The organism is Pseudomonas sp. GW821-FHT11D10 (genome assembly GCF_058808435.1).
This window is the reverse complement of sequence record NZ_JBXARR010000005.1, coordinates 19,847-43,035: the sequence shown is the minus strand read 5'-3', so window position 1 is coordinate 43,035 and position 23,189 is coordinate 19,847. Positions and strand designations below refer to the sequence as shown.

Here is a 23,189-nt window from a genome sequence, read left to right as displayed (position 1 = left end):
CCGCGCCTGTCCTATGCTGCACTCCATCGTATTCAATCCCGGTCGATTTCATGGGTCGCACCCTTCTCTATATTCTGCTGCTGATCGCCCTGCCCGCTGCCGCGCAGATCTACAAGTACACCGATGCAAGCGGCAACACGGTGTACAGCGATCACGCGCCGGACGGCGTGCAGGCGCAGCCGGTGGAGTTGCCGCCGCTCAACAGCGTCCAGCCTCAGGCACCGAATGCGCCCTCTTCCGATACGGCCAGTCGTGAGCCTGCGCGCAATGCCTATGAAGTACTGGAGCTGACCGGTCTGCCCACCGAGGAAGCCCTGCGCGCCAACAACGGCACCTTCACCGTCAGCGTGCTGATCAAGCCGCGCCTGCAACCGCCGCATCAATTGCGTCTGCTGCTGGACGACGCGCCTTATGGCCAGCCGAGCAACGTGCCGATCCTGCAGCTGGTGAACGTCGACCGGGGCGAGCATCGGCTGGCGGTGCAGGTGATCAATGGCGAGGTGATCATTCAGCAGAGTCCGGCGGTGGTGTTCACCGTGCAGCGGGTACACAAGCCATGATGCGGGGACTGATTGCCTGGTGCCTGTTGCTGATCGCGTTTGGCGCATCGGCCGAGGTGTTCACTTACATCGACGCACAGGGCAATCGTGTCTATACGGACCAACCGCGCGGCAACGCCAAGCGTGTGCCGCTGGCCACCAGCAATCGCATGGCCTCGAATCCAACCGCCGCTGCACCGGTCAAGCCGTCGAAAAAACCAGCAGAGCCGCCGCTGTTCCACTACGACATGCTGCGCGTGCTGATCCCCGAGCCGGACGCGACCATTCGCAGCAGCGCCGGCGAGCTGATCGTCAGCGTCACCAGCGAGCCGGGCCTGCAACGAGGTCATCTTTATCGCCTGCTGCTGGATGGCCAGGCCGTCGGCGAACCCGGTCTGAGCCCGGTGTTCCCGCTGAGCAACATTGATCGTGGCAGCCACAACCTGTCGGTGGAGATCCTCGATGCTCAGGGTCGAACCGTGGAGAAAACCGCCAACCAGCCGTTCCACATGCAGCGCATTTCCCTGGCACAGAAGCGTCAGGTCAAACCGTGCGTCAGCGCCGACTACGGCGTTCGCCCGGAATGCCCGCTGAAAGACAAACCCGCCGAACCGAAAAATCCTTTCCTGCGTTTCTTCTGACGCTGTTCAGCTTTGCGCACTATATTGGTGCAATACACTGCACCGTACTCACATTCCAACCCATTTTGGTTCGAAAGTACCCGACAGAGCGGTTTGACTGCCACGCAAACGAGCGTCAAACGCCCGTTTCAGGGGTTGAACGCTTCTTTTCGGAGCCTTGGTTTGGTTTTTGCATTTTCCTCGCATCAGCGCTGTATCCCTGCGCGCGCCATGCTCCAAAAGAGGTCCTCATGACCATCAGTGACGCACTGCATCGCTTGCTACTCGACAACCTGACCACCGCCACCATCCTGCTCGACAGCGAATTGCGCCTCGAGTACATGAACCCGGCGGCGGAGATGCTGCTGGCCATCAGCGGCCAGCGCAGCCATGGGCAGTTCATCAGCGAGCTGTTCACCGAGTCCACCGAGGCGCTCAATTCGTTGCGCCAGGCGGTGGAGCAGGCGCACCCGTTCACCAAGCGCGAAGCGATGCTCACCGCCCTCACCGGCCAGACCTTGACCGTGGATTACGCGGTGACGCCGATCCTCAGCAACGGCGCGACCCTGCTTCTGCTGGAAGTGCATCCCCGTGACCGCCTGTTGCGGATCACCAAGGAAGAGGCGCAACTGTCGAAGCAGGAAACCAGCAAGATGCTGGTGCGCGGCCTGGCCCACGAGATCAAGAATCCGCTGGGCGGCATCCGCGGTGCCGCGCAGTTGCTGGCCCGGGAACTGCCGGAAGACAGCCTGCGCGACTACACCAACGTGATCATCGAAGAGGCCGACCGCCTGCGCAATCTGGTCGACCGCATGCTCGGCTCGAACAAACTGCCGTCGCTGGCGTTGTGCAATGTCCACGAAGTGCTGGAGCGCGTCTGCCAACTGGTCGAGGCCGAAAGCCAGGGCTGCATCACGCTGGTGCGCGATTACGACCCGAGCATTCCCGACGTCCTGATCGATCGCGAACAAATGATTCAGGCGGTGCTGAACATCGTGCGCAACGCGATGCAGGCCATCAGCAGCCAGAACGAGCTGCGCCTGGGCCGCATCAGCCTGCGCACCCGCGCCATGCGCCAGTTCACCATCGGCCACGTCCGCCATCGCCTGGTGACCAAAATCGAGATCATCGACAACGGCCCGGGCATTCCGGCGGAACTCCAGGAAACCATCTTCTTTCCCATGGTCAGCGGCCGTCCGGACGGTACCGGGCTGGGCCTGGCCATCACCCAGAACATCATCAGCCAGCACCAGGGCCTGATCGAGTGTGACAGCCACCCCGGCCACACCACGTTTTCGATCTTTCTGCCACTGGAACAAGGAGCCACATCGACATGAGCCGTAGTGAAACCGTGTGGATCGTCGATGACGACCGTTCTATCCGTTGGGTTCTGGAAAAAGCCCTGCAACAGGAAGGCATGACCACCCAGAGCTTCGACAGTGCCGATGGCGTGATGAGCCGCCTCGCGCGCCAGCAGCCGGACGTGATCATCTCCGATATCCGCATGCCCGGTGCCAGCGGCCTGGACCTGCTGGCGCGGATCCGCGAGCAGCACCCGCGCTTGCCGGTGATCATCATGACCGCTCACTCCGATCTGGACAGCGCTGTCGCCTCCTATCAGGGTGGCGCGTTCGAGTACCTGCCCAAGCCGTTCGATGTCGACGAAGCGGTGTCACTGGTCAAGCGCGCCAATCAGCACGCCCAGGAACAACAGGGTCTGGAAGTCGCCCCGACCCTGACCCGCACCCCGGAAATCATCGGCGAAGCGCCGGCGATGCAGGAAGTGTTTCGCGCCATCGGGCGCCTGAGCCACTCCAACATCACCGTGCTGATCAACGGCGAATCCGGCACCGGTAAAGAACTGGTGGCCCACGCCCTGCACCGCCACAGCCCGCGCGCGGCCTCGCCGTTCATCGCACTGAACATGGCGGCGATCCCGAAAGACCTGATGGAATCCGAGCTGTTCGGCCACGAGAAAGGCGCCTTCACCGGCGCGGCCAACCTGCGTCGCGGCCGTTTCGAACAGGCCGACGGCGGCACGCTGTTCCTCGATGAAATCGGCGACATGCCGGCGGACACCCAGACCCGACTGCTGCGGGTGCTGGCCGATGGCGAGTTCTATCGCGTCGGCGGGCATGTGCCGGTCAAGGTCGATGTGCGGATCATCGCCGCGACTCACCAGAATCTGGAAACCCTGGTTCACGCCGGGAAATTCCGTGAGGACTTGTTCCACCGCCTCAACGTGATCCGCATCCACATCCCGCGCCTGTCGGACCGTCGCGAAGACATCCCGACCCTGGCCAAACACTTCCTCAGCCGCGCCGCGCAAGAATTGGCGGTGGAGCCGAAGCTGCTGAAAAGCGAGACCGAGGAATACCTGAAGAACCTGCCGTGGCCGGGCAACGTGCGCCAGCTGGAAAACACCTGCCGCTGGATCACCGTGATGGCGTCCGGACGCGAAGTGCACATCAGCGACCTGCCGCCGGAACTGCTGAGCCTGCCACAGGACTCGGCGCCGGTGACCAACTGGGAACAGGCGCTGCGTCAGTGGGCCGATCAGGCCCTGGCGCGTGGTCAGTCGAGCCTGCTCGACAGCGCAGTTCCGGCGTTCGAGCGGATCATGATCGAGACGGCACTCAAGCACACCGCCGGACGTCGTCGTGACGCTGCGGTCCTGCTGGGCTGGGGCCGGAACACCTTGACCCGCAAGATCAAGGAACTCGGCATGAAGGTCGATGGCGGGGATGACGATGAGGGCGATGAAGGATGAGATTCAGCGCCAGCCTGCACCGCCGCAAGGCACCGTGACCCGTAATCGGGCACAGCCACTGGCTCAGGCTTGCACTGTAAACCGCTGAAAATCCCGTCCTGTGAAAAGACGAAGGCCCCGTGTTACGGGGCCTTCGTCATTGTGCAGGGCCTTTTTGTTTCAAAACGCGAAAACCTGGCACGCCCCCTGCAATAACTCCATCAGGTGATTCGATTCACCCACCCTTTCGGGGGCCTTGGTACAGGCAGGCCGGGGATTCCCCTCTTTACACCGGACTCAGCGAGTCCACCCTTTTGGGGCCCTTGATACAGGCAGGTCAGGGGTTCCTTCTTTACACCGGCTCAGAACGCGATGCGATGAGCCCGCCCGTTTCGGGAACCTTGGTACAGGCAGGCCGGGGATTCCCTCTTTTATTGTTCCCGGAGATGGATCTCCAGCCGCCAGCGGTCATCGACCGCCTGGCCGGCCCAATCGCCCTGCAGCGGCCGCGCCGCCACCAGCGTCAGCAACAATCCCCCGTCACTCAACCGCGTCCGCCAGTTCACGTCCTTGCCGTTGAACTTGAGCTGGCCTTTCTGCGCCTTGCCTTCAGCCTCGAACAGCAACGCGAGGCTGCCATCGACGATCTCGCCGTGCAGCTTCGGCTCGTTGTTGAACCACACCGCCAGCCCCCCATCGATCACCTCGACCTGCTGCAAGACGGTTGGGTCAGGCGTGGTCAATCGGCCGATCATCAACCCGACCATCACACCGACGATCGCCAGTGAAGCGATCACCCGCGGGAATAGTTTCGAACGCGGATCCGCTTGCGGCGTAGAATGCGCGTCATCTTTACCTTCGGAGCCGTGCATGTTTCACGTCATCCTTTTTCAACCGGAAATTCCGCCGAACACCGGCAACGTTATCAGGCTGTGCGCCAACAGCGGCTGCCACCTGCATTTGATCGAACCGCTGGGATTCGAGATGGACGACAAGCGTCTGCGCCGCGCCGGTCTCGACTACCACGAGTATGCCACTTTGCAGCGCCATGCCGACCTCGCCAGCTGCCTGGAAAGCCTCGGTCATCCACGGCTGTTCGCCTTCACCACCAAGGGTTCGCGGCCGTTTCACGATGCCGCGTTCGTCCCCGGCGATGCGTTCATCTTCGGCCCGGAAAGCCGTGGCCTGCCGCCGGAAGTGCTCGATGCCCTGCCCGGCGAACAGCGCCTGCGCCTGCCGATGCGCGAAGGCTGCCGCAGCCTGAACCTGTCCAACACCGTGGCGGTGGCCGTGTACGAAGCGTGGCGGCAGAACGACTTCAAGTAACACCCTTCGATCGCCCAAGAAAAAAGCGCCTGTAACGGCGCTTTTTTCGTTGTTGCATCGACCGCTTACTGAACGGTCGGGGTCTCGCCGGATTCCTGCATGCGCTGCAGCTCTTGCGCGTACAGGGCGTCGAAGTTCACCGGAGCCAGCATCAGGGCCGGGAACGAACCGCGGGTCACCAGGCTGTCCAGGGTTTCGCGAGCGTACGGGAACAGGATGTTCGGGCAGAACGCACCCAGGGTGTGGCTCATCGAAGCCGCGTCCAGGTTCTTGATCAGGAAGATGCCGGCCTGTTGCACTTCAGCGATGAAGGCCACTTCTTCACCGTTTTTCACGGTGACGGACAGGGTCAGCACGACTTCGTAGAAATCACCTTCCAGGGCTTTCTGGCGGGTGTTCAGATCCAGAGCGACCGCCGGATCCCACTGCTGGCGGAAGATCGCCGGGCTTTTCGGGGCTTCGAAGGACAGGTCGCGTACGTAGATGCGCTGCAAGGAGAATTGCGGTGCGGTTTCTTCTTCGCTGGCTGCAGTGTTCTGTTGGTCAGTCATCTCAGATCCTTTCTGATCTTGGGTCTTTTAGGGTTCTTGGTTTGCAGGTGCAGCAGTTCAGGCCTTGAGCAGCGCGTCGAGCTTGCCGGCGCGTTCCAGGGCATACAAATCATCACATCCGCCGATGTGGGTGTCGCCGATCCAGATCTGCGGCACGGACGTGCGTCCGGCCTTCTGGGCCATGGCGGCGCGCACCTGCGGCTTGCCATCGACCTTGATCTCTTCGAAGTCCACGCCTTTGTTCGCGAGCAGGTACTTGGCGCGCGAGCAGTAAGGGCAGTAATCGCTGGAGTAGACGATGACGTCGCTCATGTCACTTCACCAACGGCAGGTTGTCGCCTTTCCAGCTGGAAATCCCGCCGGACAGCTTGGCGGCGGTGAAGCCGGCCTTCATCAGTTCGCGGGCGTGGGTGCCGGCGGTCTGGCCCAGGGCGTCGACCAGAATGATGGTCTTGGCCTTGTGCTTTTCCAGCTCGCCGATGCGGGCGGTCAGTTTGTCCTGGGGAATGTTCACCGCGCCAACGATGTGACCGGCGGCGTAGTCCTTGCTCGGACGGATGTCCACCACCACGCCGGCTTCCTTGTTGACCAGTGCGGTCAGTTCGCCCGTGCTCAGGCTTTTACCGCCGCCCTGCACCGTATGCGCCAGCAGCAAAGCCAGCAGTACGACGAAGATACCGACAAGAATGTAGTGGTTAGTGGCAAATTCAATCAGGTGAGCAACCATCGAAGGAGGTTCCAGGGCGTTAAAATGTCGGCCAGTATACACAGCCACTATGGTCGGCCAAACCCCGTCCGGCGGTGACGCCGCCGGAACTTCGCTTTAAACTCCAACTCCCTTTTCCATCGCCCTCTTCTTATTAGCCACGAGTGGATTCCATGACTACCACGCCTAAACCTTTGGTCCTGATGATTCTCGACGGCTTCGGTCACAGCGACAGCCCCGAATCCAACGCCGTCTATGCGGCCAAAAAGCCTGTGCTGGATCGCCTGTGGGCCACCGTGCCGAACGGCTTGATCTCGGGCAGCGGCATGGACGTCGGTCTGCCGGACGGCCAGATGGGCAACTCCGAAGTCGGCCACATGAACCTCGGCGCCGGGCGCGTGGTGTATCAGGACTTCACTCGTGTGACCAAAGCGATCCGCGACGGCGAGTTTTTCGAGAACCCGACCATCTGCGCCGCCGTGGACAAGGCCGTGGCCGCCGGCAAGGCCGTGCACTTCATGGGCCTGCTGTCGGATGGCGGCGTTCACAGCCACCAGGATCACCTGATCGCCATGGCCGAACTGGCCTTCAAGCGCGGCGCCGAAAAAATCTACCTGCACGCCTTCCTCGATGGCCGTGACACCCCGCCGAAGAGCGCTGCCTCGTCGATCGAACTGCTCGACGCGACCTTCCAGGCGCTCGGCAAGGGCCGCATCGCCAGCCTGATCGGCCGCTACTACGCCATGGATCGCGACAACCGTTGGGACCGCGTGTCCCAGGCCTACAACCTGATCGTTGATGGCAACGGCGAGTTCAACGCCACCACCGCCCAGGAAGGTCTGGAAGCCGCTTACGCCCGTGGCGAGAGCGACGAATTCGTCAAAGCCACCAGCATCGGTGAGCCGGTAAAAGTCGAAGACGGCGACGCCGTGGTGTTCATGAACTTCCGCGCCGACCGCGCCCGCGAGCTGAGCCGCGTGTTTGTCGAAGACGGTTTCAAGGAATTCGAGCGCACACGTCAGCCAAAAGTGCAGTACGTGGGCCTGACCCAATACGCCGCCAGCATCCCGGCCCCCGCAGCCTTTGCCCCGGGTAGCCTGGAAAACGTGCTCGGCGACTATTTGGCGAAAAACGGCAAGACCCAGCTGCGCATCGCCGAAACCGAGAAATACGCCCACGTGACCTTCTTCTTCTCCGGCGGTCGTGAAGAACCGTTCCCGGGCGAAGAACGCATCCTGATCCCGTCGCCGAAAGTCGCCACCTATGACTTGCAGCCGGAAATGAGCGCGCCGGAAGTCACCGACCGCATCGTCGAGGCCATCGAGAACCAGCGCTACGACGTGATCGTGGTCAACTACGCCAACGGCGACATGGTCGGCCATAGCGGCGTCTTTGAAGCCGCGGTGAAAGCCGTTGAATGCCTGGACACCTGCGTCGGCCGCATCGTCGAAGCACTGGAAAAAGTCGGCGGCGAAGCGCTGATCACTGCCGACCACGGTAACGTCGAGCAGATGGCCGACGAATCCACCGGCCAGGCGCACACCGCGCATACCACCGAGCCGGTGCCGTTCATCTATGTCGGCAAGCGCGACCTGAAAGTCCGCGAAGGCGGCGTGCTGGCGGACGTGGCGCCGACCATGCTGAAACTGCTGGGTCTGGAAAAACCGGCGGAAATGACTGGCACTTCGATTCTGGTCTGATATCAAAAACGCCCTGTAATCAGCCTGAAACGGCTTTTTATGACGAACGCCTCAAAGCAGTTGGCTTTGAGGCGTTTTTTTTGCCGCGTCGGGCGGGCATACTAGGCCGTCCCTTACCCTGGTGCCGCCCGCCTCTATGCTTCGCGTCCTGATCGCCCTCGCTCTGACATGCCTGCTCCAACCGGCCTTCGCGGATGAGCGCGCGCAAACCCAACAGCAACTGGACGCCACGCGCCAGGACATCGCCGAGCTGAAAAAACTGCTGGGCAAGCTCCAGGAAGAAAAATCCGGCGTGCAAAAGGAGCTCAAGGGCACCGAAACCGAGATGGGCAAGCTCGAGAAACAGGTCGAAGCCCTGCAGAAAGAGCTGAAGAAAAGCGAATCCGAGCTGCAGCGGCTCGATGCGGAGAAAAAAAAACTCCAGAGCGCGCGCACTGAACAGCAACGACTGATCGCCATCCAGGCCCGCGCTGCCTACCAGAACGGTCGCCAGGAATACCTCAAGCTGCTGCTCAACCAGCAGAATCCCGAGAAATTCGCCCGCACCCTCACCTATTACGACTACCTGAGCCAGGCTCGCCTAGAGCAGCTGAAAAGCTTCAACGAAACCCTGCGCCAACTGGCCAATGTCGAAAAGGACATCGGCTTGCAGCAGGCGCAATTGCTGGTGCAGCAAAGCGATCTCGACACTCAGCGTGAAGCGCTCGACAAGGTCCGCAAGGAACGCCAGCAGGCCCTTGCCAAACTCAATGACGACGTGAAAGCCCGGGACCAGAAACTGGCCGCCCGCGAGCAGGATCAGGCAGACCTGTCTAAAGTCCTTAAAACCATTGAAGAAACCCTGGCCCGCCAGGCTCGTGAGGCAGAAGAAGCGCGACAGAAAGCGCTCATCGCCCAGCAGGAAGCCGAAAAAAAGCGCTTGCGTGAGGCCGAGGCGGAAAACACCGACGCCCCACGCAAACCGGTCAGATCGACTCCCGGCGCCCTGGTGTCCAGCGGCGGCGAGACCTTCGGTGGCCCTTTTGCGTCAAGTCGGGGAAAACTTCCATGGCCGGTTGATGGTCGACTGCTGGCACGCTTCGGTGAAACCCGTGGTGACGATGCCCGTACCAAGTGGGACGGCGTGATGATCAGCGCCTCCGCCGGCAGCCAGGTGCATGCCGTACACGGCGGGCGCGTGGTGTTTGCCGACTGGCTGCGCGGTGCCGGGCTGCTGGTGATCCTCGATCACGGCAACGGTTTTCTGAGTCTTTACGGTCACAACCAGACGCTGCTGAAGTCGGCGGGTGACGTGGTAAAAGCCGGTGAGTCCATCTCCACTGTGGGTAACAGTGGCGGTCAGGACACACCAGCGCTGTATTTCGCAATTCGTCAGCAGGGTCACCCGAGTGATCCGGCGCAATGGTGCCGCGCGCAAGGATAGGCGTGAGTTACCGATATTAGGAGTTCGTTCGACATGCTGCATTTGTCCCGTCTTACCTCGCTGGCCCTGACGATCGCCCTGGTGATCGGCGCGCCTCTGGCGTTTGCCGCTCAACCGGCCCCGGCTGTCGCTCCGGCAGGCACTGCCGCCACCAGCAAGGCGCCGTTGCCGCTGGAAGAGCTGCGCACCTTTGCCGAGGTCATGGACCGGATCAAGGCGGCCTATGTCGAGCCGGTGGACGACAAGACCCTGCTGGAAAACGCGATCAAGGGCATGCTCAGCAACCTCGATCCGCACTCCGCCTACCTCGGCCCTGAAGACTTCACCGAGTTGCAGGAAAGCACCAGCGGTGAGTTCGGCGGCCTGGGTATCGAAGTCGGCGCCGAAGACGGCTTCATCAAGGTCGTGTCGCCGATCGACGATACGCCAGCATCGAAGGCCGGCATCCAGGCCGGCGACTTCATCGTCAAGATCAACGGCGCGCCAACCCGCGGCCAGACCATGACCGAAGCCGTGGACAAGATGCGCGGCAAGATCGGCCAGAAAATCACCCTGACCCTGGTGCGCGACGGCGGTACGCCGTTCGACGTGACTCTCGCTCGCGCCGTGATCCAGGTGAAGAGCGTCAAGGCGCAACTGCTGGAATCGGGCTACGGCCTGATCCGCATTACCCAGTTCCAGGTCAAGACCGGCGAAGAGGTCTCCAAGGCCCTGGCCAAGCTGCGCAAGGACAACGGCAAGAAGCTCAACGGCATCATCCTCGACCTGCGCAACAACCCGGGCGGCGTGTTGCAGGCAGCGGTGGAAGTGGTCGACCACTTCATCACCAAAGGCCTGATCGTCTACACCAAGGGCCGGATCGCCAATTCCGAACTGCGCTTCTCCGCCACCGGCAAGGACGAAAGCGAAGCCGTGCCGATGGTCGTGCTGATCAACGGTGGCAGTGCCTCGGCCTCGGAAATCGTCGCCGGCGCCCTGCAGGATCAGAAACGCGCCGTGGTCATGGGCACCACCAGTTTCGGCAAGGGCTCGGTGCAGACCGTGCTGCCGCTGAACAACGACCGCGCGCTGAAGATCACCACTGCGCTGTATTTCACGCCGAACGGCCGCTCGATCCAGGCCCAGGGCATCGTCCCGGACATCGAAGTGCGCCGCGCCAAGATCACCAACGAGGCGGACAGCGATTACTTCAAGGAAGCCGACCTGCAAGGTCACCTGGGCAACGGCAACGGCGGCGCGGACAAACCGACCGGCTCCGGCGGCAAGGCCAAGGCGATGCCGCAGGATGACGATTACCAGCTGGCCCAGGCCCTGAGCCTGCTCAAAGGCCTGAGCATCACGTCCGGCCGTTGAGGATGTCTTTGCGTTTCGTCTTTATCCTGCTGTGCTGTCTGGCGGGTGCTGCTCACGCAGAACCTGCCAGACCAACACCTCAAAAAGCCTACCTGACACTGATCATCGACGACCTGGGGCAGAACCTGCCCCGGGATCGTCGCGTGCTGGCCCTCCCCGGGCCGGTCACCACCGCGATCATGCCCGACACCCCGCACGCCACCGAATTCGCCCGCGAAGCCCATCGCGCCGGCAAGATCGTGATCCTGCACATGCCCATGGACCCGGCCACCGGCCCGTTCGCCTGGCATCCTGAACTGCCCATCGAAGAACTCGAGAAACGCCTGAACGCTGCGTTCAAAATGGTCCCCTACACCGCCGGCATCAACAACCACATGGGCAGCCGCATGACTGCGCAGCCGGTGGCCATGGCGTGGTTGATGGGCGAGTTGCAGCGCCGCCACAAGTTCTTTGTCGACAGTCGCACCAGCGCCCAGACCGTCGCGGCTCAGCAGGCACAGAAGATCGATCTGGCGAGCGTTTCGCGGGATGTGTTTCTCGATGATGAGCGTACCGAAGCGGCGATCTACGATCAGTTGCAGTCCGCAATCAATTTGGCGCACAAGCAGGGTTCGGCGGTGATGATCGGCCATCCGTACCCGCAGACCCTTGCCGTGCTGGAGCGAGAGCTGCCGAAGTTGAAAGCTCAAGGCATCGAGTGGATCGACATCAAGCAGATGATCAGCGTGCGCAGCAATCGCGCTACAGCCGCGCACGGCAAAGATGGCGTCTACCGATAAACACCCTGATACAACCGCCACACATAGTTATTGCCTGACGACTCGCCCAATTCTGGATAGTCAGCCCTGCAACTGTCAGCGACTCCTCCGAGTCGCCTTTCAAACTTCAGGACTGACTATGGCTGACAACGACAGCAACACATTGCCTGCCCGGCGAATGGAATCGATAAAATTCGGCAATCTGCTGATCAATTTCACCAGCGAATTCCACCGTATCTGGGACAGCCGGGGCTCCGACTCTTCGGTTGGAAGCTTTTGGCGCCCGACCCCCGCTCCTGATCTGCTGCCGGGGTACTTCCCGCTTGGGGATATGGCCGTGACCGGATATGAGAATATCAACGGAAACAGAATCGTGGCCGTCGTCTGTGAAGGCGAGCTACAAGGTGACGACGCTTCCCGGAGCAAAGCACTCAGCCCACCCACGGACTATGAAAAAGTCTGGAGGGACTCCAACTCCGGAGCCGCCGCCGACTGCACGGTATGGCGCCCGATCCCTCCTCCCGGCTATGTGGCCATGGGACTTGTCTGCTCCAACGGTCGCGACAAGCCATTACTCAATGCGATTCGCTGTGTCCGGGAAGATCTGGTCATGGTCGCAACCGTCGGCAGTTTGATCTGGAACGATAGAGGCAGTGGCGCGAGGCAGAACTTCAGCGCCTGGCACATTGATCCTCCGCAGGCTGCCTCGGGCGAAGTCTACTTTGCACCGGGCACATTCTTCGGTGTCCAGAGCCACTCCAGACCTGTGAATTCCACCGCCTATGCGTTGCGAATGCAGCTTCCTCGGCAGTCAGCACCTGCACCCGAGGCTCCGAAACTCTCAGGGTATGGACCCCCACCGGAACTGGCACCGGCCAGGGTTACACAGACCGTGCGAATTCCGTGGTTCGCGGTGACCGATCACCTGTCTCCGGGCGAGCAATTATCTACCTCCCCGTTCTACCATCTGGAACGCTCGGATCAATTTGTACTGGTGGGGCACGGCCACAACACAAGTGATCTGCCACGACCTTTCAAGTGGAAAGCATTTCGCGCCCAGAACCCGCAGATGCGGCAGATTTTCAGCCGCCTAACGTCTATCGAAGTGACGACAGCATGGCCAGCGATGCCTTCAAGCGCGGCCCATGCCATCCGGTTCTCGGCGCATTTGTACAAGGACTTTACCTACTGCGAGACATCATCCGACGGCTGGAGTGAATCTCGTCCACTGGACATCGTCGCCATGGCCACCAAAAACAAGGCCGTGGCGATCTACCAAATACACAGTGTCTATACGTTGAGGCGCGCAGACGGCACTCATGTAGCAGTGAGCGTGGGTTACACCGATGATGAAAGCCTTTACCTGACCGAGTATCCGCCAGAAACCGACAGCACGCTGACCTTCACTCCGCAACTGGCGACAGAGCCACCTGCAAGCGAAAGCCGTTCAGACAGTGACAGCAACAATATCGGCCTTGCCCCTCAGCCGACGACAGAGGAAGACGTCCTCACAAATAACGCCCCATGATCTCATCGACCACACCGTCCTTGCGCATCTGATCCAGCTCAGCCTGCAATCGGCTAACGGTTGCATCCGGCACGTCCTTGTTCAGCGCCAGATACAGTTCGGCGCTGTTGAAGCGAAGCACGGTTTTCAACCCGGTCACGCCATCCTGCCGCGCCAGATAACGGCCGGCAGGATCGCCGGTGGCCCACAGGTCGATCTGGCCGCTGACAAGCTTCTTGGCGTTGTCCTGATCGCGCAGCACCACCACCGGCTTCAGACCCTGCTTGGTCAACGTCTCGGCAATCGCATCGCCCTTGTAGGCGCCGATCTTGTACTTGCGCGCGTCATTGAGGGTTTCGAGGGTGATCTTGCTGTCGGCCTTGGCCAGCATGACCCAGTCGTCCGGGCCGATCGGGCCGACCCACTTGAAGAGCTTTTCGCGATCCGGCAGGCGTGCCATGACGAACGCACCGTAACCGGGATTCTCCAGCGCCAGCTTGTAGACCCGTTCCCAAGGGAAGCGCAGGGTCAGGCTGTAAGTGATGCCGGCACGCTTGAACATCTCGCGCACGATGTCCGTGGCGATGCCGTTGATGTTTTCATCCTGGGCGAAATTCTTGCCGTTCTTCGCCATGTTGTACGGCGGGAAGTTTTCGGTGAGGAGCACCAGATCGGTGTCGGGACTTTCTTCGGCGTGGCCGGTGTTGATCAACAACACGGAGGCACTGGCGAGGGCGAGAAGCAGGCGTTTGATCATGTCGGGCTACCGAAATCCATGGCGTGCCCAAGAGTGCCTTGGGTACGCCATACTGTCCACTGGCCTGTATTGTTTTGGGTCTGCGTGAAAACTCGCCGAGCGGCGATCAGGCAAGGCAAAAACAGGCGAGGAAGCGGAGTGTAGGGGACCTACATGAGCATTCCGAGCCTGTTTTTAACGCAGCATGATCGTCGCGCAGGCAGTTTTCGCGCAGAGCCTAACGCATTACGATGCCGCATTTGGCCATGTAGGCCTTGGCTTCCTGAACGGTGTATTCGCCGAAGTGGAAAATACTCGCCGCCAATACTGCGCTGGCGTGGCCTTCAAGAATGCCGTCAGCCAGATGCTGCAGGTTGCCGACGCCGCCGGACGCGATCACCGGAATGCCCAGCGCGTCGCTGATGGCGCGGGTCACGCCGAGGTCGAAGCCGTTTTTCATGCCGTCCTGATCCATGCTGGTCAGGAGGATTTCACCGGCACCCAGGCCTTCCATTTTCTTCGCCCACTCGACCGCATCGAGGCCGGTCGGTTTGCGACCGCCGTGGGTGAAGATCTCCCAGCGCGGGGTTTCGCCCGGGCCCGAAACCTTCTTCGCGTCGATGGCGACGACGATGCATTGCGAGCCGAAATGCTGCGCCGCTTCGCCGACGAATTCCGGGTTGAACACGGCAGCGGTGTTGATCGACACCTTGTCAGCACCGGCATTGAGCAGGTTGCGGATGTCCTGCACGGTCCGCACGCCACCGCCGACGGTCAGCGGGATGAACACCTGGCTGGCCATGCGCTCGACGGTGTGCAGCGTGGTGTCGCGACCATCGACGCTGGCGGTGATGTCGAGAAAGGTAATCTCGTCGGCACCCTGCTCGTCGTAGCGACGGGCGATTTCCACCGGGTCGCCGGCGTCACGGATGTTCTCGAACTTCACACCTTTGACGACCCGGCCGTTATCCACGTCCAGGCAAGGGATGATGCGTTTGGCCAGCGCCATGGTCAGTCCTCAGCCTTGGTACGAGTCGCAGAAAGCTTGCGCTTCGGCGACGTCGAGAGTGCCTTCGTAGATCGCCCGGCCGGTAATGGCGCCGATGATGCCCGGTGCCTTGGCGTCGAGCAGCGACTTGATGTCACCCAGGTTGTGAATACCGCCGGAAGCGATCACCGGGATCTTGGTGGCAGCAGCCAGCGCAGCGGTGAACGGTACGTTGCAGCCCTGCATCATGCCGTCTTTGGCGATGTCGGTATAAACGATCGAGGACACGCCATCGGCTTCAAACTGCTTGGCCAGATCAATGACCTGCACGGTGCTGATTTCAGCCCAGCCATCGGTGGCGACAAAACCGTCTTTGGCATCGAGGCCGACGATGATCTTGCCCGGGAACGCGCGGCAGGCTTCAGCGACGAACGCCGGATCCTTCACCGCTTTGGTGCCGATGATCACGTAGCTCACGCCCGCCTTGACGTAGTGCTCGATGGTTTCCAGCGAACGGATGCCGCCGCCGATCTGGATCGGCAGGGTCGGGTAGCGCTTGGCGATCGCGGTCACCACTTCGCCGTTGACCGGCTGGCCTTCGAAAGCGCCGTTCAGGTCGACCAGATGCAGACGGCGGCAACCGCCCTCCACCCACTTGGCAGCCATGCTCACCGGGTCATCGGAGAACACTGTGGAATCTTCCATGCGGCCCTGGCGCAGACGTACACAGGCACCGTCTTTAAGATCGATAGCGGGAATAATCAGCATCTGGCAAACCTTCAAATTTGAATGTTCAGCTTGGCTCGGAAATCAGTTTTTCTCGAGCGCCCACAGGTCGCTTTCGATGCTTTCAAACCGCTCCTTGAGGTGGGTCTGCACATCGAAAATCGCCCTGTTGTAATAGTGCGGAGCAATTTCGCGGGTAAACAGCTCAAGAATTTCCGCCGCCTCGAACGAACCCAGGTCCAGTTCGAAACGATCCTCCATGAACCGCTGAATCTTGCGGTTGGCCTCGCTCTCCTGCTCGGGAGTGAGGGTCAGGATCGGCGGCTTGGATTTCTTGACGGCCATTTACCAGCGACCGTCCCACGCAGCGAAGTTCTGCAGCAATTGCAGGCCATGGGTATGGCTTTTCTCCGGGTGGAACTGCACGGCGAAACGCGAACCTTCGGCCAGCGCCGCAGCGAAATCGACGCCGTAATGACCGCTGCCGACCACCTGACGCGGATTACCGGCGGCGATGTAGTAGCTGTGCACGAAATAGAAACGCGCCAGGTCCGGAATGTTGTGCCACAGCGGGTGATCCACCGCCTGCTTCACTTCGTTCCAGCCCATGTGCGGGACTTTCAGGTGTTCGCCGTCTTCATGCAGGTCTTTGCCGAAGAACTTCACAGCGCCCGGGAACAGGCCGATGCAGTCGACGCCGTCGTTCTCTTCGCTGCTGTCGAGCAAGGCTTGCATGCCGACGCAGATGCCGAGGAACGGACGATCCTGGCTGACTTCACGCACCAGCGAATCGAAACCGAGGCGACGGATCTCCGCCATGCAATCGCGAATCGCGCCGACACCGGGAAAAACCACGCGGTCAGCTTCGCGGATCACTGCCGCATCGCTGGTGATCAGCACCTTGCCGGCACCGACGTGCTCGAGGGCCTTGGCCACCGAGTGCAGGTTGCCCATGCCGTAATCGATAACTGCAACCGTCTGCATTACAGGACGCCCTTGGTCGAAGGCATCTGGCCGGCCATGCGGTCATCCAGCTCTACGGCCATGCGCAGCGCGCGGCCGAATGCCTTGAACACGGTTTCGATCTGGTGGTGGGTGTTGGTGCCGCGCAGGTTGTCGATGTGCAGACTGACCAATGCGTGGTTGACGAAGCCCTGGAAGAATTCCTGGAACAGGTCGACGTCGAAGCCGCCAACGGTGGCGCGGGTGTACGGCACGTGCATCTGCAGGCCTGGGCGGCCGGAGAAGTCGATCACCACGCGCGACAGCGCTTCATCGAGCGGCACGTAGGCGTGGCCGTAGCGACGGATGCCTTTCTTGTCGCCAATGGCTTGCGCGAAGGCCTGGCCGAGGGTGATACCGACGTCTTCCACCGTATGGTGGTCGTCGATATGCAGATCGCCCTTGCATTCGATATCCAGGTCGATCAACCCGTGACGGGCGATCTGATCCAGCATGTGCTCAAGAAAAGGAACACCGATATTGAATCGGGCCTTTCCGGTGCCATCAAGGTTGATCGAGGCTTTGATCTGGGTTTCCAGAGTGTCGCGCTCGACAGACGCCTTACGTTCGGCCATCACCAGCTCCGCAAAATCATTGGGCGAAAAAGGCAGCCATTATAGGGGCGCGGGGCCGAAACAGAAACACGAGAGGTGATATGACAGACGGATAGAAGCCCCGACTGTCGCGGGTAGACATGTCCATACAAGCCATTACAGGCACCCGGAAACAAATGTGGGAGCGGGCTTGCTCGCGAAAGCGGTGGATCAGCCAACAGTGATGTCGACTGACCGGACGCCTTCGCGGGCAAGCCCGCTCCCACAGGGGTTCTGCGTTTTAACGGTTACTTAGTGGAACAGAACCGCCGTCTTCTGCAGGGTCACCCACACACCCCACGCCAACGGAATCCCCACCACCAGCCACGCAGCGATCGCCAATGGCTTGCTGCCCGGCGCGGCTTTCCACTCCAGCACGGTGCTGGCGTCAGCACCCTTGTCGTGGCCCAGCGCCTGTTCGGCGGCCAGTTCGGCGTCGGTCATGAAGTACTTGTCGGCTACCGGACGCACCAGCAGGTTGCACAGGAAACCCAACACCAGCAGGCCGGCGAGGATGTACAGGGTGATGTCGTAAGCGGCGGCGCGTTCAACGCCGATGCTCAGCTGATACTCACGCAGGTAGTTCACCAGCACCGGACCCAGCACGCCAGCGGCGGCCCAGGCAGTCAGCAGACGACCGTGGATCGCGCCCACCATCTGCGTACCGAACAGGTCGGCCAGATACGCCGGAACGGTCGCGAAACCACCGCCGTACATCGACAGGATGATGCAGAACGCCGCCACGAACAGCGCAACGTTGCCCAGGTGACCGAGGTTCGGGATCAGTGCGTACAGCGCAAAACCCAGCGCGAAGAACACGAAGTAAGTGTTCTTGCGGCCCAGGTAGTCCGAGAACGATGCCCAGAAGAAACGGCCACCGATGTTGAACAAGCTCAGCAGGCCGGTGAAACCGGCCGCAATCGCAGCGATGGAAGCCAGTTGACCGGCGTCCAGCTGACCGAACGGCAGATCGTTACCCAGCAGCTTGCCGCCGAACACTTCCTGCAACAGTGGCGAAGCCATGCCGAGGATGCCGATACCGGCAGACACGTTCAGGCACAGCACCAGCCACACCAGACGGAATTGCGGAGTTTTCCACGCTACATTCACGTGAACGTGACGGTGGGTGATCATCGCGTTCGAGGCTTTCTTCGCCGGTGCGGTCCAGCCTTCAGGCTTCCAGCCGGTTGGCGGTACGCGGTAGGCCAGTGCGCCACCGATCATGAACACGAAGTAGATCGCGGCCATGGCCACGAAGCTCTGCCACACGCCAACGCCGGCCGGCGAAGCGAAATGGCTCATCAGAGCGGTTGCCAGCGGAGCACCGACCATCGCGCCACCGCCGAAGCCCATGATCGCCATGCCGGTCGCCATGCCGCGCTTGTCCGGGAACCACTTGATCAGGGTCGACACCGGCGAAATGTAGCCCAGGCCCAGACCGATACCGCCGATCACGCCGGAGCCGATCCACATCAGCCAGATCTGGTGGGTATAGATCCCCAGTGCGGAAATCAGCAGCCCGCCGCACCAGCACAGTGCCGATACAACGCCGGCCTTGCGCGGCCCTGCGTGTTCAAGCCAGCCCCCCCAGATCGCTGCCGAGCAGCCGAGGAAGATGAAGAACAGGGTGTAGATCCAGCCGAGCATGGAGATCGGCCAGTCGCATTGCGACGAGAAGACTTGTGCGATGAAGCTCATGTCCGGTGCGCAAGCCACCGGAGCGGTTACGCCAAGCGCCTTGGACAGCGGCAACCAGAACACCGAGAAGCCGTAGGCCATGCCGATGCACAGGTGAATGGCCAGAGCGGCCGGCGGGACCAGCCAACGGTTGAAACCGGGCTTGGCGATGATGCGTTCCTTGGACAGGAACCCGGGCTGATCGGCTTTGAGGCCGTCCGCCGTAATGGTCGTGCTCATTGTGTATCCCCCAATTATTAGTATGGTTCGCCAGCCACTGCTCACCCCCGGCCTTTATGCACGCAGGCATGACCGTTTTTTGCGGGTGAAGCTCCTTGAAAGCGCGACGTTAAGTCGCAGATGGGCGGACGAACGGGCGAAGGTTACCATTTGCACGTGACAGAAAAACCAAACTGATATCACCTTTTTTGAGTCATCTGATCTCCTGATGCCGGGGAACCCCGATGCCGATCGTTGTCGAAGCGCTGTACATCACGGTTCAGCAGGCTGCACGGGACACCGCAACAGCGCGGGGTGATGCAGCGCTATACTCCCCGGCTAAATTACGAATTCGACTACTTACAAGGACTCGCCCATGAAAGCGTTCGGCAAAATCCTGGGTCTGGTACTTCTCGGGCTGTTGCTGATCATTGTGGCGGCGGGCTTCGCCCTGACCCACCTGTTTGATCCCAACGACTACAAAGACGAGATCCGCCAGATAGCCCGCGACAAGGCCCACATCGAGCTGACGCTCAATGGCGACATCGGCTGGAGCCTGTTCCCGTGGCTCGGCCTGGAACTGCACGAGGCCAGCGTCGCGACCCTGGCCAAACCTGCCGAACCGTTCGCCGACCTGCAGATGCTCGGCCTGTCCGTTCGCGTGCTGCCGCTGCTGCGCCGCGAAGTGCAGATGAGCGACGTGCGCGTCGAAGGCCTGAACCTGCGCCTGAACCGTGACAAGAATGGTCACGGCAACTGGGAAGACATCGGCAAGGTGCCGCCCAAGGCCGGCAGCGCCCCGGCGCCAACCACCACAGCCGAGACCGCAGCCGAGGCCACCCCGCAACCGGAAAAACCGGCCCAGCCGATCCGCCTCGACATCGACAGCCTGACCGTCAACAACGCCCGCGTGGAATACAACGACGAACTGACCGGCAAGCAATTCAGCGCCGAAAGCATCCAGTTGAGCACCGGCGCTGTTCACGATTCAACCAACATCCCGGTCAAGGCCACCGCGTTCCTCGGCACCAACCAGCCAGTGCTGCGGGTTCGCACCGAACTCAACGGCGAGCTGCGCTTCGAACGCGCCCTGCAACGCTACAAGTTCGAAGACCTGAAGCTGTCCGGCGAAGTCGCCGGCGATCCGCTGCAAGGCAAGACCGTGACCTTCGCCGCCCAAGGCCAACTGCTGCTGGACAAGGCCGCCAACGTCGCCGAATGGACCGGCATCAAGCTCTCGGTCAATCAGCTGCGTGCCCTCGGCGAACTGAAGGCCAATGACCTGGACAAGACGCCACAGATCACCGGCGGGATTTCCATCGCCCAGTTCGACCTGGCGAAATTCGTCGACAGCATCGGTCAGACCTTGCCGGCCATGGCCGAAGGCAGCCTGAGCAAGGTTGAACTGGTCAGCCGTGTCGCCGCGACGCCGACCAGCGTGGCGTTGGACAACATCAACCTGAAACTCGACGACAGCAGCTTCAGCGGCCGCATCGCCGTCGAAGATTTCGCCAAGCAATCGCTGCGGGCGGTTCTCAAGGCCGACACCTTCAACGTCGACCGCTACCTGCCGCCGAAATCGGAAAAAGCCAATAACGCCACGCAGGTCCGTCAGGCCGAAGTTGCCAGCACCGAGGCCGATGCCATGGCCGGTGCCGGCAGCACACCGCTGCCGGAAAAACCGAGCAAAAGCGCCTGGAGCACCGAGCGCCTGTTCCCTGTCGAGCGCCTGAGCAAGCTCGACGTAAACGCCGACCTGACTTTCGGCCAGTTGACCCTCGACAAGCTGCCAATCCAGAACGCCGCACTGAAAGCCACCGGCCAGGGCGGCCTGCTGACCCTGGAGAACCTGCGCGGCGAGCTGTACAACGGCGACTTCGAAGCCAAGGGCACGCTGGACGTACGCCAGACCGCGCCGGTACTGAACCTGCAAACCCGGATCAACCGGGTGCCGGTAGAGAAAATCCTCGAAAGCCAGGGCAAGAATCCGCCGGTCAAGGGTCTGGTCAATCTCACCAGCACCGTCACCGGCAGCGGAAACAGTCAGCAGGCGCTGATTGAAACCCTCAACGGCAACGCCAATTTCGTGATCAACAACGGCGTGCTGCTCAACGCCAACCTTGAGCAACAACTGTGCAAGGGCATCGCCACCCTCAACCGCAAATCCCTGAGCGGCGAGCCGCGCGGCAAGGACACGCCGTTCCAGGAACTCAAGGGCAACCTGACCTTCCGCAACGGCGTGGCCAGCAACCCGGACCTGAAAGTGCGCATCCCCGGCATGAGCGTCAACGGTGACGGCGATATCGACCTCAAGGTGCTGGGCATGGACTATCGCGTCGGCATCATCGTCGAAGGCGACACCAGCGCCATGCCGGACCCGGCCTGCCAGGTCGGCGACAAATTCGTCGGCATCGAATGGCCGCTGCGTTGCCGTGGCCCGCTGGAACTGGGCGCCAAGGCCTGCCGCGTGGACAACGAACGCATGGGCCAGGTCGCGACCAAACTGGCCGGCGACAAGATCAGCGAAAAAATCGACGAGAAACTGGGTGACAAAGTCAGCCCGGAACTGAAAAACGCATTGAAGGGGCTGTTCAAGCGATGAGAGCGGAGCAGTTTTCCACGGCGGTGCTGGAATGGTTCGACCGCCACGGCCGCCATGATTTGCCCTGGCAACAGAACATCAACCCGTACCGGGTGTGGGTGTCCGAGATCATGTTGCAGCAGACTCAGGTCAGCACCGTGCTCAATTACTTCGACCGCTTCATGGCCGCGCTGCCGACGGTCGAAGCCCTGGCCGAAGCGCCGGAGGACGAAGTGCTGCATCTGTGGACCGGGCTGGGTTACTACACCCGCGCGCGCAACTTGCAGAAGACCGCGAAGATCGTCGTCAGCCAATACGGTGGCGAGTTTCCCCGGGATGTCGAGAAGCTCACGGATTTGCCAGGCATCGGCCTGTCCACTGCCGGTGCGATCGCCAGCATCAGCATGGGCCTGCGCGCGCCGATCCTCGACGGCAACGTCAAACGGGTGCTGGCGCGCTTTACCGCGCAGGAGGGCTACCCCGGCGAGCCGAAGGTCGCCAAGCAGCTCTGGGCCAACGCCGAGCGCTTCACGCCGCAGGATCGGGTCAACGCCTACACCCAGGCGATGATGGATCTGGGCGCCACACTCTGCACCCGCAGCAAGCCGAGCTGTCTGCTGTGTCCGCTGGAAAAAGGCTGCGAAGCGCACATGCTGGGCCTGGAGACGCGTTACCCGATCCCCAAGCCGCGCAAGGCCATCCCGCAGAAACGCACGCTGATGCCGCTGCTGGCCAACGAGGACGGCGCGATTCTGCTTTATCGCCGCCCGTCCAGCGGATTGTGGGGCGGTTTGTGGAGCCTGCCGGAACTCGACGACCTCGACGACCTGCAACACCTCGCCGCGCAGCACTCGCTGGAACTGGGCGAGCAGCAGGCGCTGCCGAGCCTTGTCCACACGTTCAGCCACTTCCAGCTGTCCATCGAACCCTGGCTGGTTCAGGTACAGGAAGCCGGCGGTCACGTGGCCGAGGCCGACTGGCTCTGGTATAACCTCGCCACCCCGCCGCGCCTGGGCCTCGCCGCCCCGGTCAAGACCTTGCTCGAACGCGCGGCCGCCGTCTTGAATGCAGGAGAGTCGACATGACCCGCACCGTAATGTGCCGCAAGTACAAAGAACAACTCGAAGGCCTGGAGCGCCCACCGTACCCGGGCGCCAAGGGCCAGGACATTTTTGAACACGTCTCGGCCAAGGCCTGGGCCGACTGGCAGAAACACCAGACCCTGCTGATCAACGAAAAACGCCTGAACATGATGAATGCCGAAGACCGCAAATTTCTTCAGGGCGAAATGGACAAGTACTTCTCCGGCGAGGAATACGCTCAGGCCGAAGGCTACGTTCCGCCCGCAGAGTAAACCCGCAAAATTGGGGCTCGGATCGTAAGCGACGGAATTAATTTAAGAAATTTTAAAAAAGTGTTTGACGTAAATCCGAAA

Annotated in this window: 24 protein-coding genes; 13 read left to right on the top strand and 11 right to left on the bottom strand. The window is 61.4% G+C overall.

Going from position 1 to position 23,189, the window contains the following annotated elements; translation table 11 throughout:
- Window positions 1-50: 50 nt before the first annotated feature.
- The 4 genes from AC1RT4_RS16710 (at window position 51) to ntrC (ending at window position 3,929) form a co-directional block, all read left to right on the top strand.
- Window positions 51-560: a DUF4124 domain-containing protein gene (locus AC1RT4_RS16710; RefSeq protein ID WP_493086432.1), complete on the top strand. Its 510-nt coding sequence runs from the start codon at window positions 51-53 to the stop codon at window positions 558-560.
- A complete protein-coding gene (locus AC1RT4_RS16705) occupies window positions 557-1,180 on the top strand; it encodes a DUF4124 domain-containing protein (RefSeq protein WP_493086431.1) in 624 nt (207 codons plus the stop codon). The genes AC1RT4_RS16710 and AC1RT4_RS16705 overlap by 4 nt, the downstream gene beginning before the upstream one ends.
- 230 nt (window positions 1,181-1,410) lie before the next feature.
- Window positions 1,411-2,496: a nitrogen regulation protein NR(II) gene (glnL, locus tag AC1RT4_RS16700; protein WP_007952516.1), complete on the top strand. Its 1,086-nt coding sequence runs from the start codon at window positions 1,411-1,413 to the stop codon at window positions 2,494-2,496.
- Complete coding sequence (ntrC, locus tag AC1RT4_RS16695; RefSeq protein ID WP_007952518.1) at window positions 2,493-3,929, top strand: nitrogen regulation protein NR(I); 1,437 nt, start codon at window positions 2,493-2,495, stop codon at window positions 3,927-3,929. Before glnL ends, ntrC begins: the two co-directional genes overlap by 4 nt.
- Before the next feature lie 410 nt (window positions 3,930-4,339).
- Here the strand turns inward: ntrC and AC1RT4_RS16690 are convergent, their stop codons facing one another.
- Complete coding sequence (locus tag AC1RT4_RS16690) at window positions 4,340-4,780, bottom strand: hypothetical protein (protein ID WP_493086428.1); 441 nt, start codon at window positions 4,778-4,780, stop codon at window positions 4,340-4,342.
- Here AC1RT4_RS16690 and AC1RT4_RS16685 point away from each other — a divergent pair.
- Window positions 4,779-5,234, top strand: a complete 456-nt coding sequence (locus AC1RT4_RS16685; protein WP_007952520.1) for a tRNA (cytidine(34)-2'-O)-methyltransferase — start codon at window positions 4,779-4,781, stop codon at window positions 5,232-5,234. The two genes, AC1RT4_RS16690 and AC1RT4_RS16685, sit on opposite strands and share 2 nt — an antisense overlap.
- Window positions 5,235-5,299: 65 nt before the next feature.
- On the opposite strand, the gene secB is transcribed toward AC1RT4_RS16685, so the two are convergent.
- The 3 genes from secB to AC1RT4_RS16670 are packed head-to-tail and all read right to left on the bottom strand — an operon-like array spanning window position 5,300 to window position 6,512.
- Window positions 5,300-5,785 carry a protein-export chaperone SecB gene (gene secB / locus AC1RT4_RS16680; RefSeq protein ID WP_007909233.1) on the bottom strand — a complete coding sequence of 162 codons (486 nt, stop codon included), beginning with the start codon at window positions 5,783-5,785 and terminating at the stop codon, window positions 5,300-5,302.
- Window positions 5,786-5,842: 57 nt separating this feature from the next.
- The gene (gene grxC, locus AC1RT4_RS16675; protein ID WP_493086426.1) at window positions 5,843-6,097 is read right to left on the bottom strand and encodes a glutaredoxin 3; all 255 of its coding nucleotides are present in this window, start codon (window positions 6,095-6,097) and stop codon (window positions 5,843-5,845) included.
- Between the two features lies 1 nt (window position 6,098).
- On the bottom strand, window positions 6,099-6,512 hold the full coding sequence (locus AC1RT4_RS16670) for a rhodanese-like domain-containing protein (RefSeq protein WP_127796646.1): 414 nt from the start codon (window positions 6,510-6,512) through the stop codon (window positions 6,099-6,101).
- A 152-nt stretch (window positions 6,513-6,664) separates the two neighbouring features.
- Here AC1RT4_RS16670 and gpmI point away from each other — a divergent pair, with 152 nt between their 5' ends.
- The 5 genes from gpmI to AC1RT4_RS16645 all read left to right on the top strand — a co-directional run bounded on the left by gpmI (window position 6,665) and on the right by AC1RT4_RS16645 (window position 13,253).
- Window positions 6,665-8,191 (top strand): 2,3-bisphosphoglycerate-independent phosphoglycerate mutase, encoded by a 1,527-nt coding sequence (gpmI, locus tag AC1RT4_RS16665; protein WP_493086424.1) that lies wholly within the window; start codon window positions 6,665-6,667, stop codon window positions 8,189-8,191.
- A 136-nt stretch (window positions 8,192-8,327) separates the two neighbouring features.
- On the top strand, window positions 8,328-9,614 hold the full coding sequence (locus AC1RT4_RS16660) for a murein hydrolase activator EnvC family protein (protein WP_115076224.1): 1,287 nt from the start codon (window positions 8,328-8,330) through the stop codon (window positions 9,612-9,614).
- Between the two features lie 33 nt (window positions 9,615-9,647).
- On the top strand, window positions 9,648-10,967 hold the full coding sequence (locus AC1RT4_RS16655) for a S41 family peptidase (RefSeq protein WP_459795509.1): 1,320 nt from the start codon (window positions 9,648-9,650) through the stop codon (window positions 10,965-10,967).
- A 2-nt stretch (window positions 10,968-10,969) separates the two neighbouring features.
- A complete protein-coding gene (locus tag AC1RT4_RS16650) occupies window positions 10,970-11,746 on the top strand; it encodes a divergent polysaccharide deacetylase family protein (protein WP_493086421.1) in 777 nt (258 codons plus the stop codon).
- A gap of 118 nt (window positions 11,747-11,864) precedes the next feature.
- The gene (locus AC1RT4_RS16645) at window positions 11,865-13,253 is read left to right on the top strand and encodes a Vps62-related protein (protein ID WP_493086419.1); all 1,389 of its coding nucleotides are present in this window, start codon (window positions 11,865-11,867) and stop codon (window positions 13,251-13,253) included.
- On the opposite strand, the gene AC1RT4_RS16640 is transcribed toward AC1RT4_RS16645, so the two are convergent.
- The 7 genes from AC1RT4_RS16640 to AC1RT4_RS16610 all read right to left on the bottom strand — a co-directional run bounded on the left by AC1RT4_RS16640 (window position 13,234) and on the right by AC1RT4_RS16610 (window position 19,194).
- A complete protein-coding gene (locus AC1RT4_RS16640; protein WP_493086417.1) occupies window positions 13,234-13,989 on the bottom strand; it encodes a substrate-binding periplasmic protein in 756 nt (251 codons plus the stop codon). The two genes, AC1RT4_RS16645 and AC1RT4_RS16640, sit on opposite strands and share 20 nt — an antisense overlap.
- Before the next feature lie 217 nt (window positions 13,990-14,206).
- Entirely contained in the window at window positions 14,207-14,977 is a 771-nt protein-coding gene (hisF, locus tag AC1RT4_RS16635; RefSeq protein ID WP_493086415.1) for an imidazole glycerol phosphate synthase subunit HisF, read from the bottom strand.
- 9 nt (window positions 14,978-14,986) lie between these two features.
- Window positions 14,987-15,724: a 1-(5-phosphoribosyl)-5-[(5-phosphoribosylamino)methylideneamino]imidazole-4-carboxamide isomerase gene (gene hisA / locus AC1RT4_RS16630; protein ID WP_003220753.1), complete on the bottom strand. Its 738-nt coding sequence runs from the start codon at window positions 15,722-15,724 to the stop codon at window positions 14,987-14,989.
- 42 nt (window positions 15,725-15,766) lie between these two features.
- Complete coding sequence (locus AC1RT4_RS16625; protein WP_011332018.1) at window positions 15,767-16,027, bottom strand: DUF2164 domain-containing protein; 261 nt, start codon at window positions 16,025-16,027, stop codon at window positions 15,767-15,769.
- Complete coding sequence (gene hisH / locus AC1RT4_RS16620) at window positions 16,028-16,666, bottom strand: imidazole glycerol phosphate synthase subunit HisH (protein ID WP_007952546.1); 639 nt, start codon at window positions 16,664-16,666, stop codon at window positions 16,028-16,030.
- Window positions 16,666-17,259 carry an imidazoleglycerol-phosphate dehydratase HisB gene (hisB, locus tag AC1RT4_RS16615; protein ID WP_007952547.1) on the bottom strand — a complete coding sequence of 198 codons (594 nt, stop codon included), beginning with the start codon at window positions 17,257-17,259 and terminating at the stop codon, window positions 16,666-16,668. The genes hisH and hisB overlap by 1 nt, the downstream gene beginning before the upstream one ends.
- Before the next feature lie 270 nt (window positions 17,260-17,529).
- Window positions 17,530-19,194, bottom strand: a complete 1,665-nt coding sequence (locus AC1RT4_RS16610) for an OFA family MFS transporter (RefSeq protein ID WP_007952548.1) — start codon at window positions 19,192-19,194, stop codon at window positions 17,530-17,532.
- Between the two features lie 355 nt (window positions 19,195-19,549).
- On the opposite strand from AC1RT4_RS16610, the gene AC1RT4_RS16605 reads away from it, so the two are divergent.
- From AC1RT4_RS16605 to AC1RT4_RS16595, 3 genes are read left to right on the top strand one after another with little or no spacing between them, the layout of a single operon-like run.
- Window positions 19,550-21,775, top strand: coding sequence for an AsmA family protein (locus tag AC1RT4_RS16605; protein ID WP_493086411.1), 2,226 nt, complete (start codon window positions 19,550-19,552; stop codon window positions 21,773-21,775).
- Complete coding sequence (gene mutY, locus AC1RT4_RS16600; protein WP_007952550.1) at window positions 21,772-22,839, top strand: A/G-specific adenine glycosylase; 1,068 nt, start codon at window positions 21,772-21,774, stop codon at window positions 22,837-22,839. The genes AC1RT4_RS16605 and mutY overlap by 4 nt, the downstream gene beginning before the upstream one ends.
- Window positions 22,836-23,108 (top strand): oxidative damage protection protein, encoded by a 273-nt coding sequence (locus AC1RT4_RS16595; protein WP_007952551.1) that lies wholly within the window; start codon window positions 22,836-22,838, stop codon window positions 23,106-23,108. The genes mutY and AC1RT4_RS16595 overlap by 4 nt, the downstream gene beginning before the upstream one ends.
- Window positions 23,109-23,189: the final 81 nt, after the last annotated feature.

Excerpts from the sequence above, each read along its gene's own strand:
- AC1RT4_RS16710 (WP_493086432.1), top strand. The coding sequence starts at position 51 with ATGGGTCGCACCCTTCTCTATATTCTGCTGCTGATCGCCCTGCCCGCT.
- AC1RT4_RS16705 (WP_493086431.1), top strand. The coding sequence starts at position 557 with ATGATGCGGGGACTGATTGCCTGGTGCCTGTTGCTGATCGCGTTTGGC.
- glnL (WP_007952516.1), top strand. The coding sequence starts at position 1,411 with ATGACCATCAGTGACGCACTGCATCGCTTGCTACTCGACAACCTGACC.
- ntrC (WP_007952518.1), top strand. The coding sequence starts at position 2,493 with ATGAGCCGTAGTGAAACCGTGTGGATCGTCGATGACGACCGTTCTATC.
- AC1RT4_RS16685 (WP_007952520.1), top strand. The coding sequence starts at position 4,779 with ATGTTTCACGTCATCCTTTTTCAACCGGAAATTCCGCCGAACACCGGC.
- AC1RT4_RS16690 (WP_493086428.1), bottom strand. The coding sequence starts at position 4,780 with ATGCACGGCTCCGAAGGTAAAGATGACGCGCATTCTACGCCGCAAGCG.
- secB (WP_007909233.1), bottom strand. The coding sequence starts at position 5,785 with ATGACTGACCAACAGAACACTGCAGCCAGCGAAGAAGAAACCGCACCG.
- grxC (WP_493086426.1), bottom strand. The coding sequence starts at position 6,097 with ATGAGCGACGTCATCGTCTACTCCAGCGATTACTGCCCTTACTGCTCG.
- AC1RT4_RS16670 (WP_127796646.1), bottom strand. The coding sequence starts at position 6,512 with ATGGTTGCTCACCTGATTGAATTTGCCACTAACCACTACATTCTTGTC.
- gpmI (WP_493086424.1), top strand. The coding sequence starts at position 6,665 with ATGACTACCACGCCTAAACCTTTGGTCCTGATGATTCTCGACGGCTTC.
- AC1RT4_RS16660 (WP_115076224.1), top strand. The coding sequence starts at position 8,328 with ATGCTTCGCGTCCTGATCGCCCTCGCTCTGACATGCCTGCTCCAACCG.
- AC1RT4_RS16655 (WP_459795509.1), top strand. The coding sequence starts at position 9,648 with ATGCTGCATTTGTCCCGTCTTACCTCGCTGGCCCTGACGATCGCCCTG.
- AC1RT4_RS16650 (WP_493086421.1), top strand. The coding sequence starts at position 10,970 with ATGTCTTTGCGTTTCGTCTTTATCCTGCTGTGCTGTCTGGCGGGTGCT.
- AC1RT4_RS16645 (WP_493086419.1), top strand. The coding sequence starts at position 11,865 with ATGGCTGACAACGACAGCAACACATTGCCTGCCCGGCGAATGGAATCG.
- AC1RT4_RS16640 (WP_493086417.1), bottom strand. The coding sequence starts at position 13,989 with ATGATCAAACGCCTGCTTCTCGCCCTCGCCAGTGCCTCCGTGTTGTTG.
- hisF (WP_493086415.1), bottom strand. The coding sequence starts at position 14,977 with ATGGCGCTGGCCAAACGCATCATCCCTTGCCTGGACGTGGATAACGGC.
- hisA (WP_003220753.1), bottom strand. The coding sequence starts at position 15,724 with ATGCTGATTATTCCCGCTATCGATCTTAAAGACGGTGCCTGTGTACGT.
- AC1RT4_RS16625 (WP_011332018.1), bottom strand. The coding sequence starts at position 16,027 with ATGGCCGTCAAGAAATCCAAGCCGCCGATCCTGACCCTCACTCCCGAG.
- hisH (WP_007952546.1), bottom strand. The coding sequence starts at position 16,666 with ATGCAGACGGTTGCAGTTATCGATTACGGCATGGGCAACCTGCACTCG.
- hisB (WP_007952547.1), bottom strand. The coding sequence starts at position 17,259 with ATGGCCGAACGTAAGGCGTCTGTCGAGCGCGACACTCTGGAAACCCAG.
- AC1RT4_RS16610 (WP_007952548.1), bottom strand. The coding sequence starts at position 19,194 with ATGAGCACGACCATTACGGCGGACGGCCTCAAAGCCGATCAGCCCGGG.
- AC1RT4_RS16605 (WP_493086411.1), top strand. The coding sequence starts at position 19,550 with ATGAAAGCGTTCGGCAAAATCCTGGGTCTGGTACTTCTCGGGCTGTTG.
- mutY (WP_007952550.1), top strand. The coding sequence starts at position 21,772 with ATGAGAGCGGAGCAGTTTTCCACGGCGGTGCTGGAATGGTTCGACCGC.
- AC1RT4_RS16595 (WP_007952551.1), top strand. The coding sequence starts at position 22,836 with ATGACCCGCACCGTAATGTGCCGCAAGTACAAAGAACAACTCGAAGGC.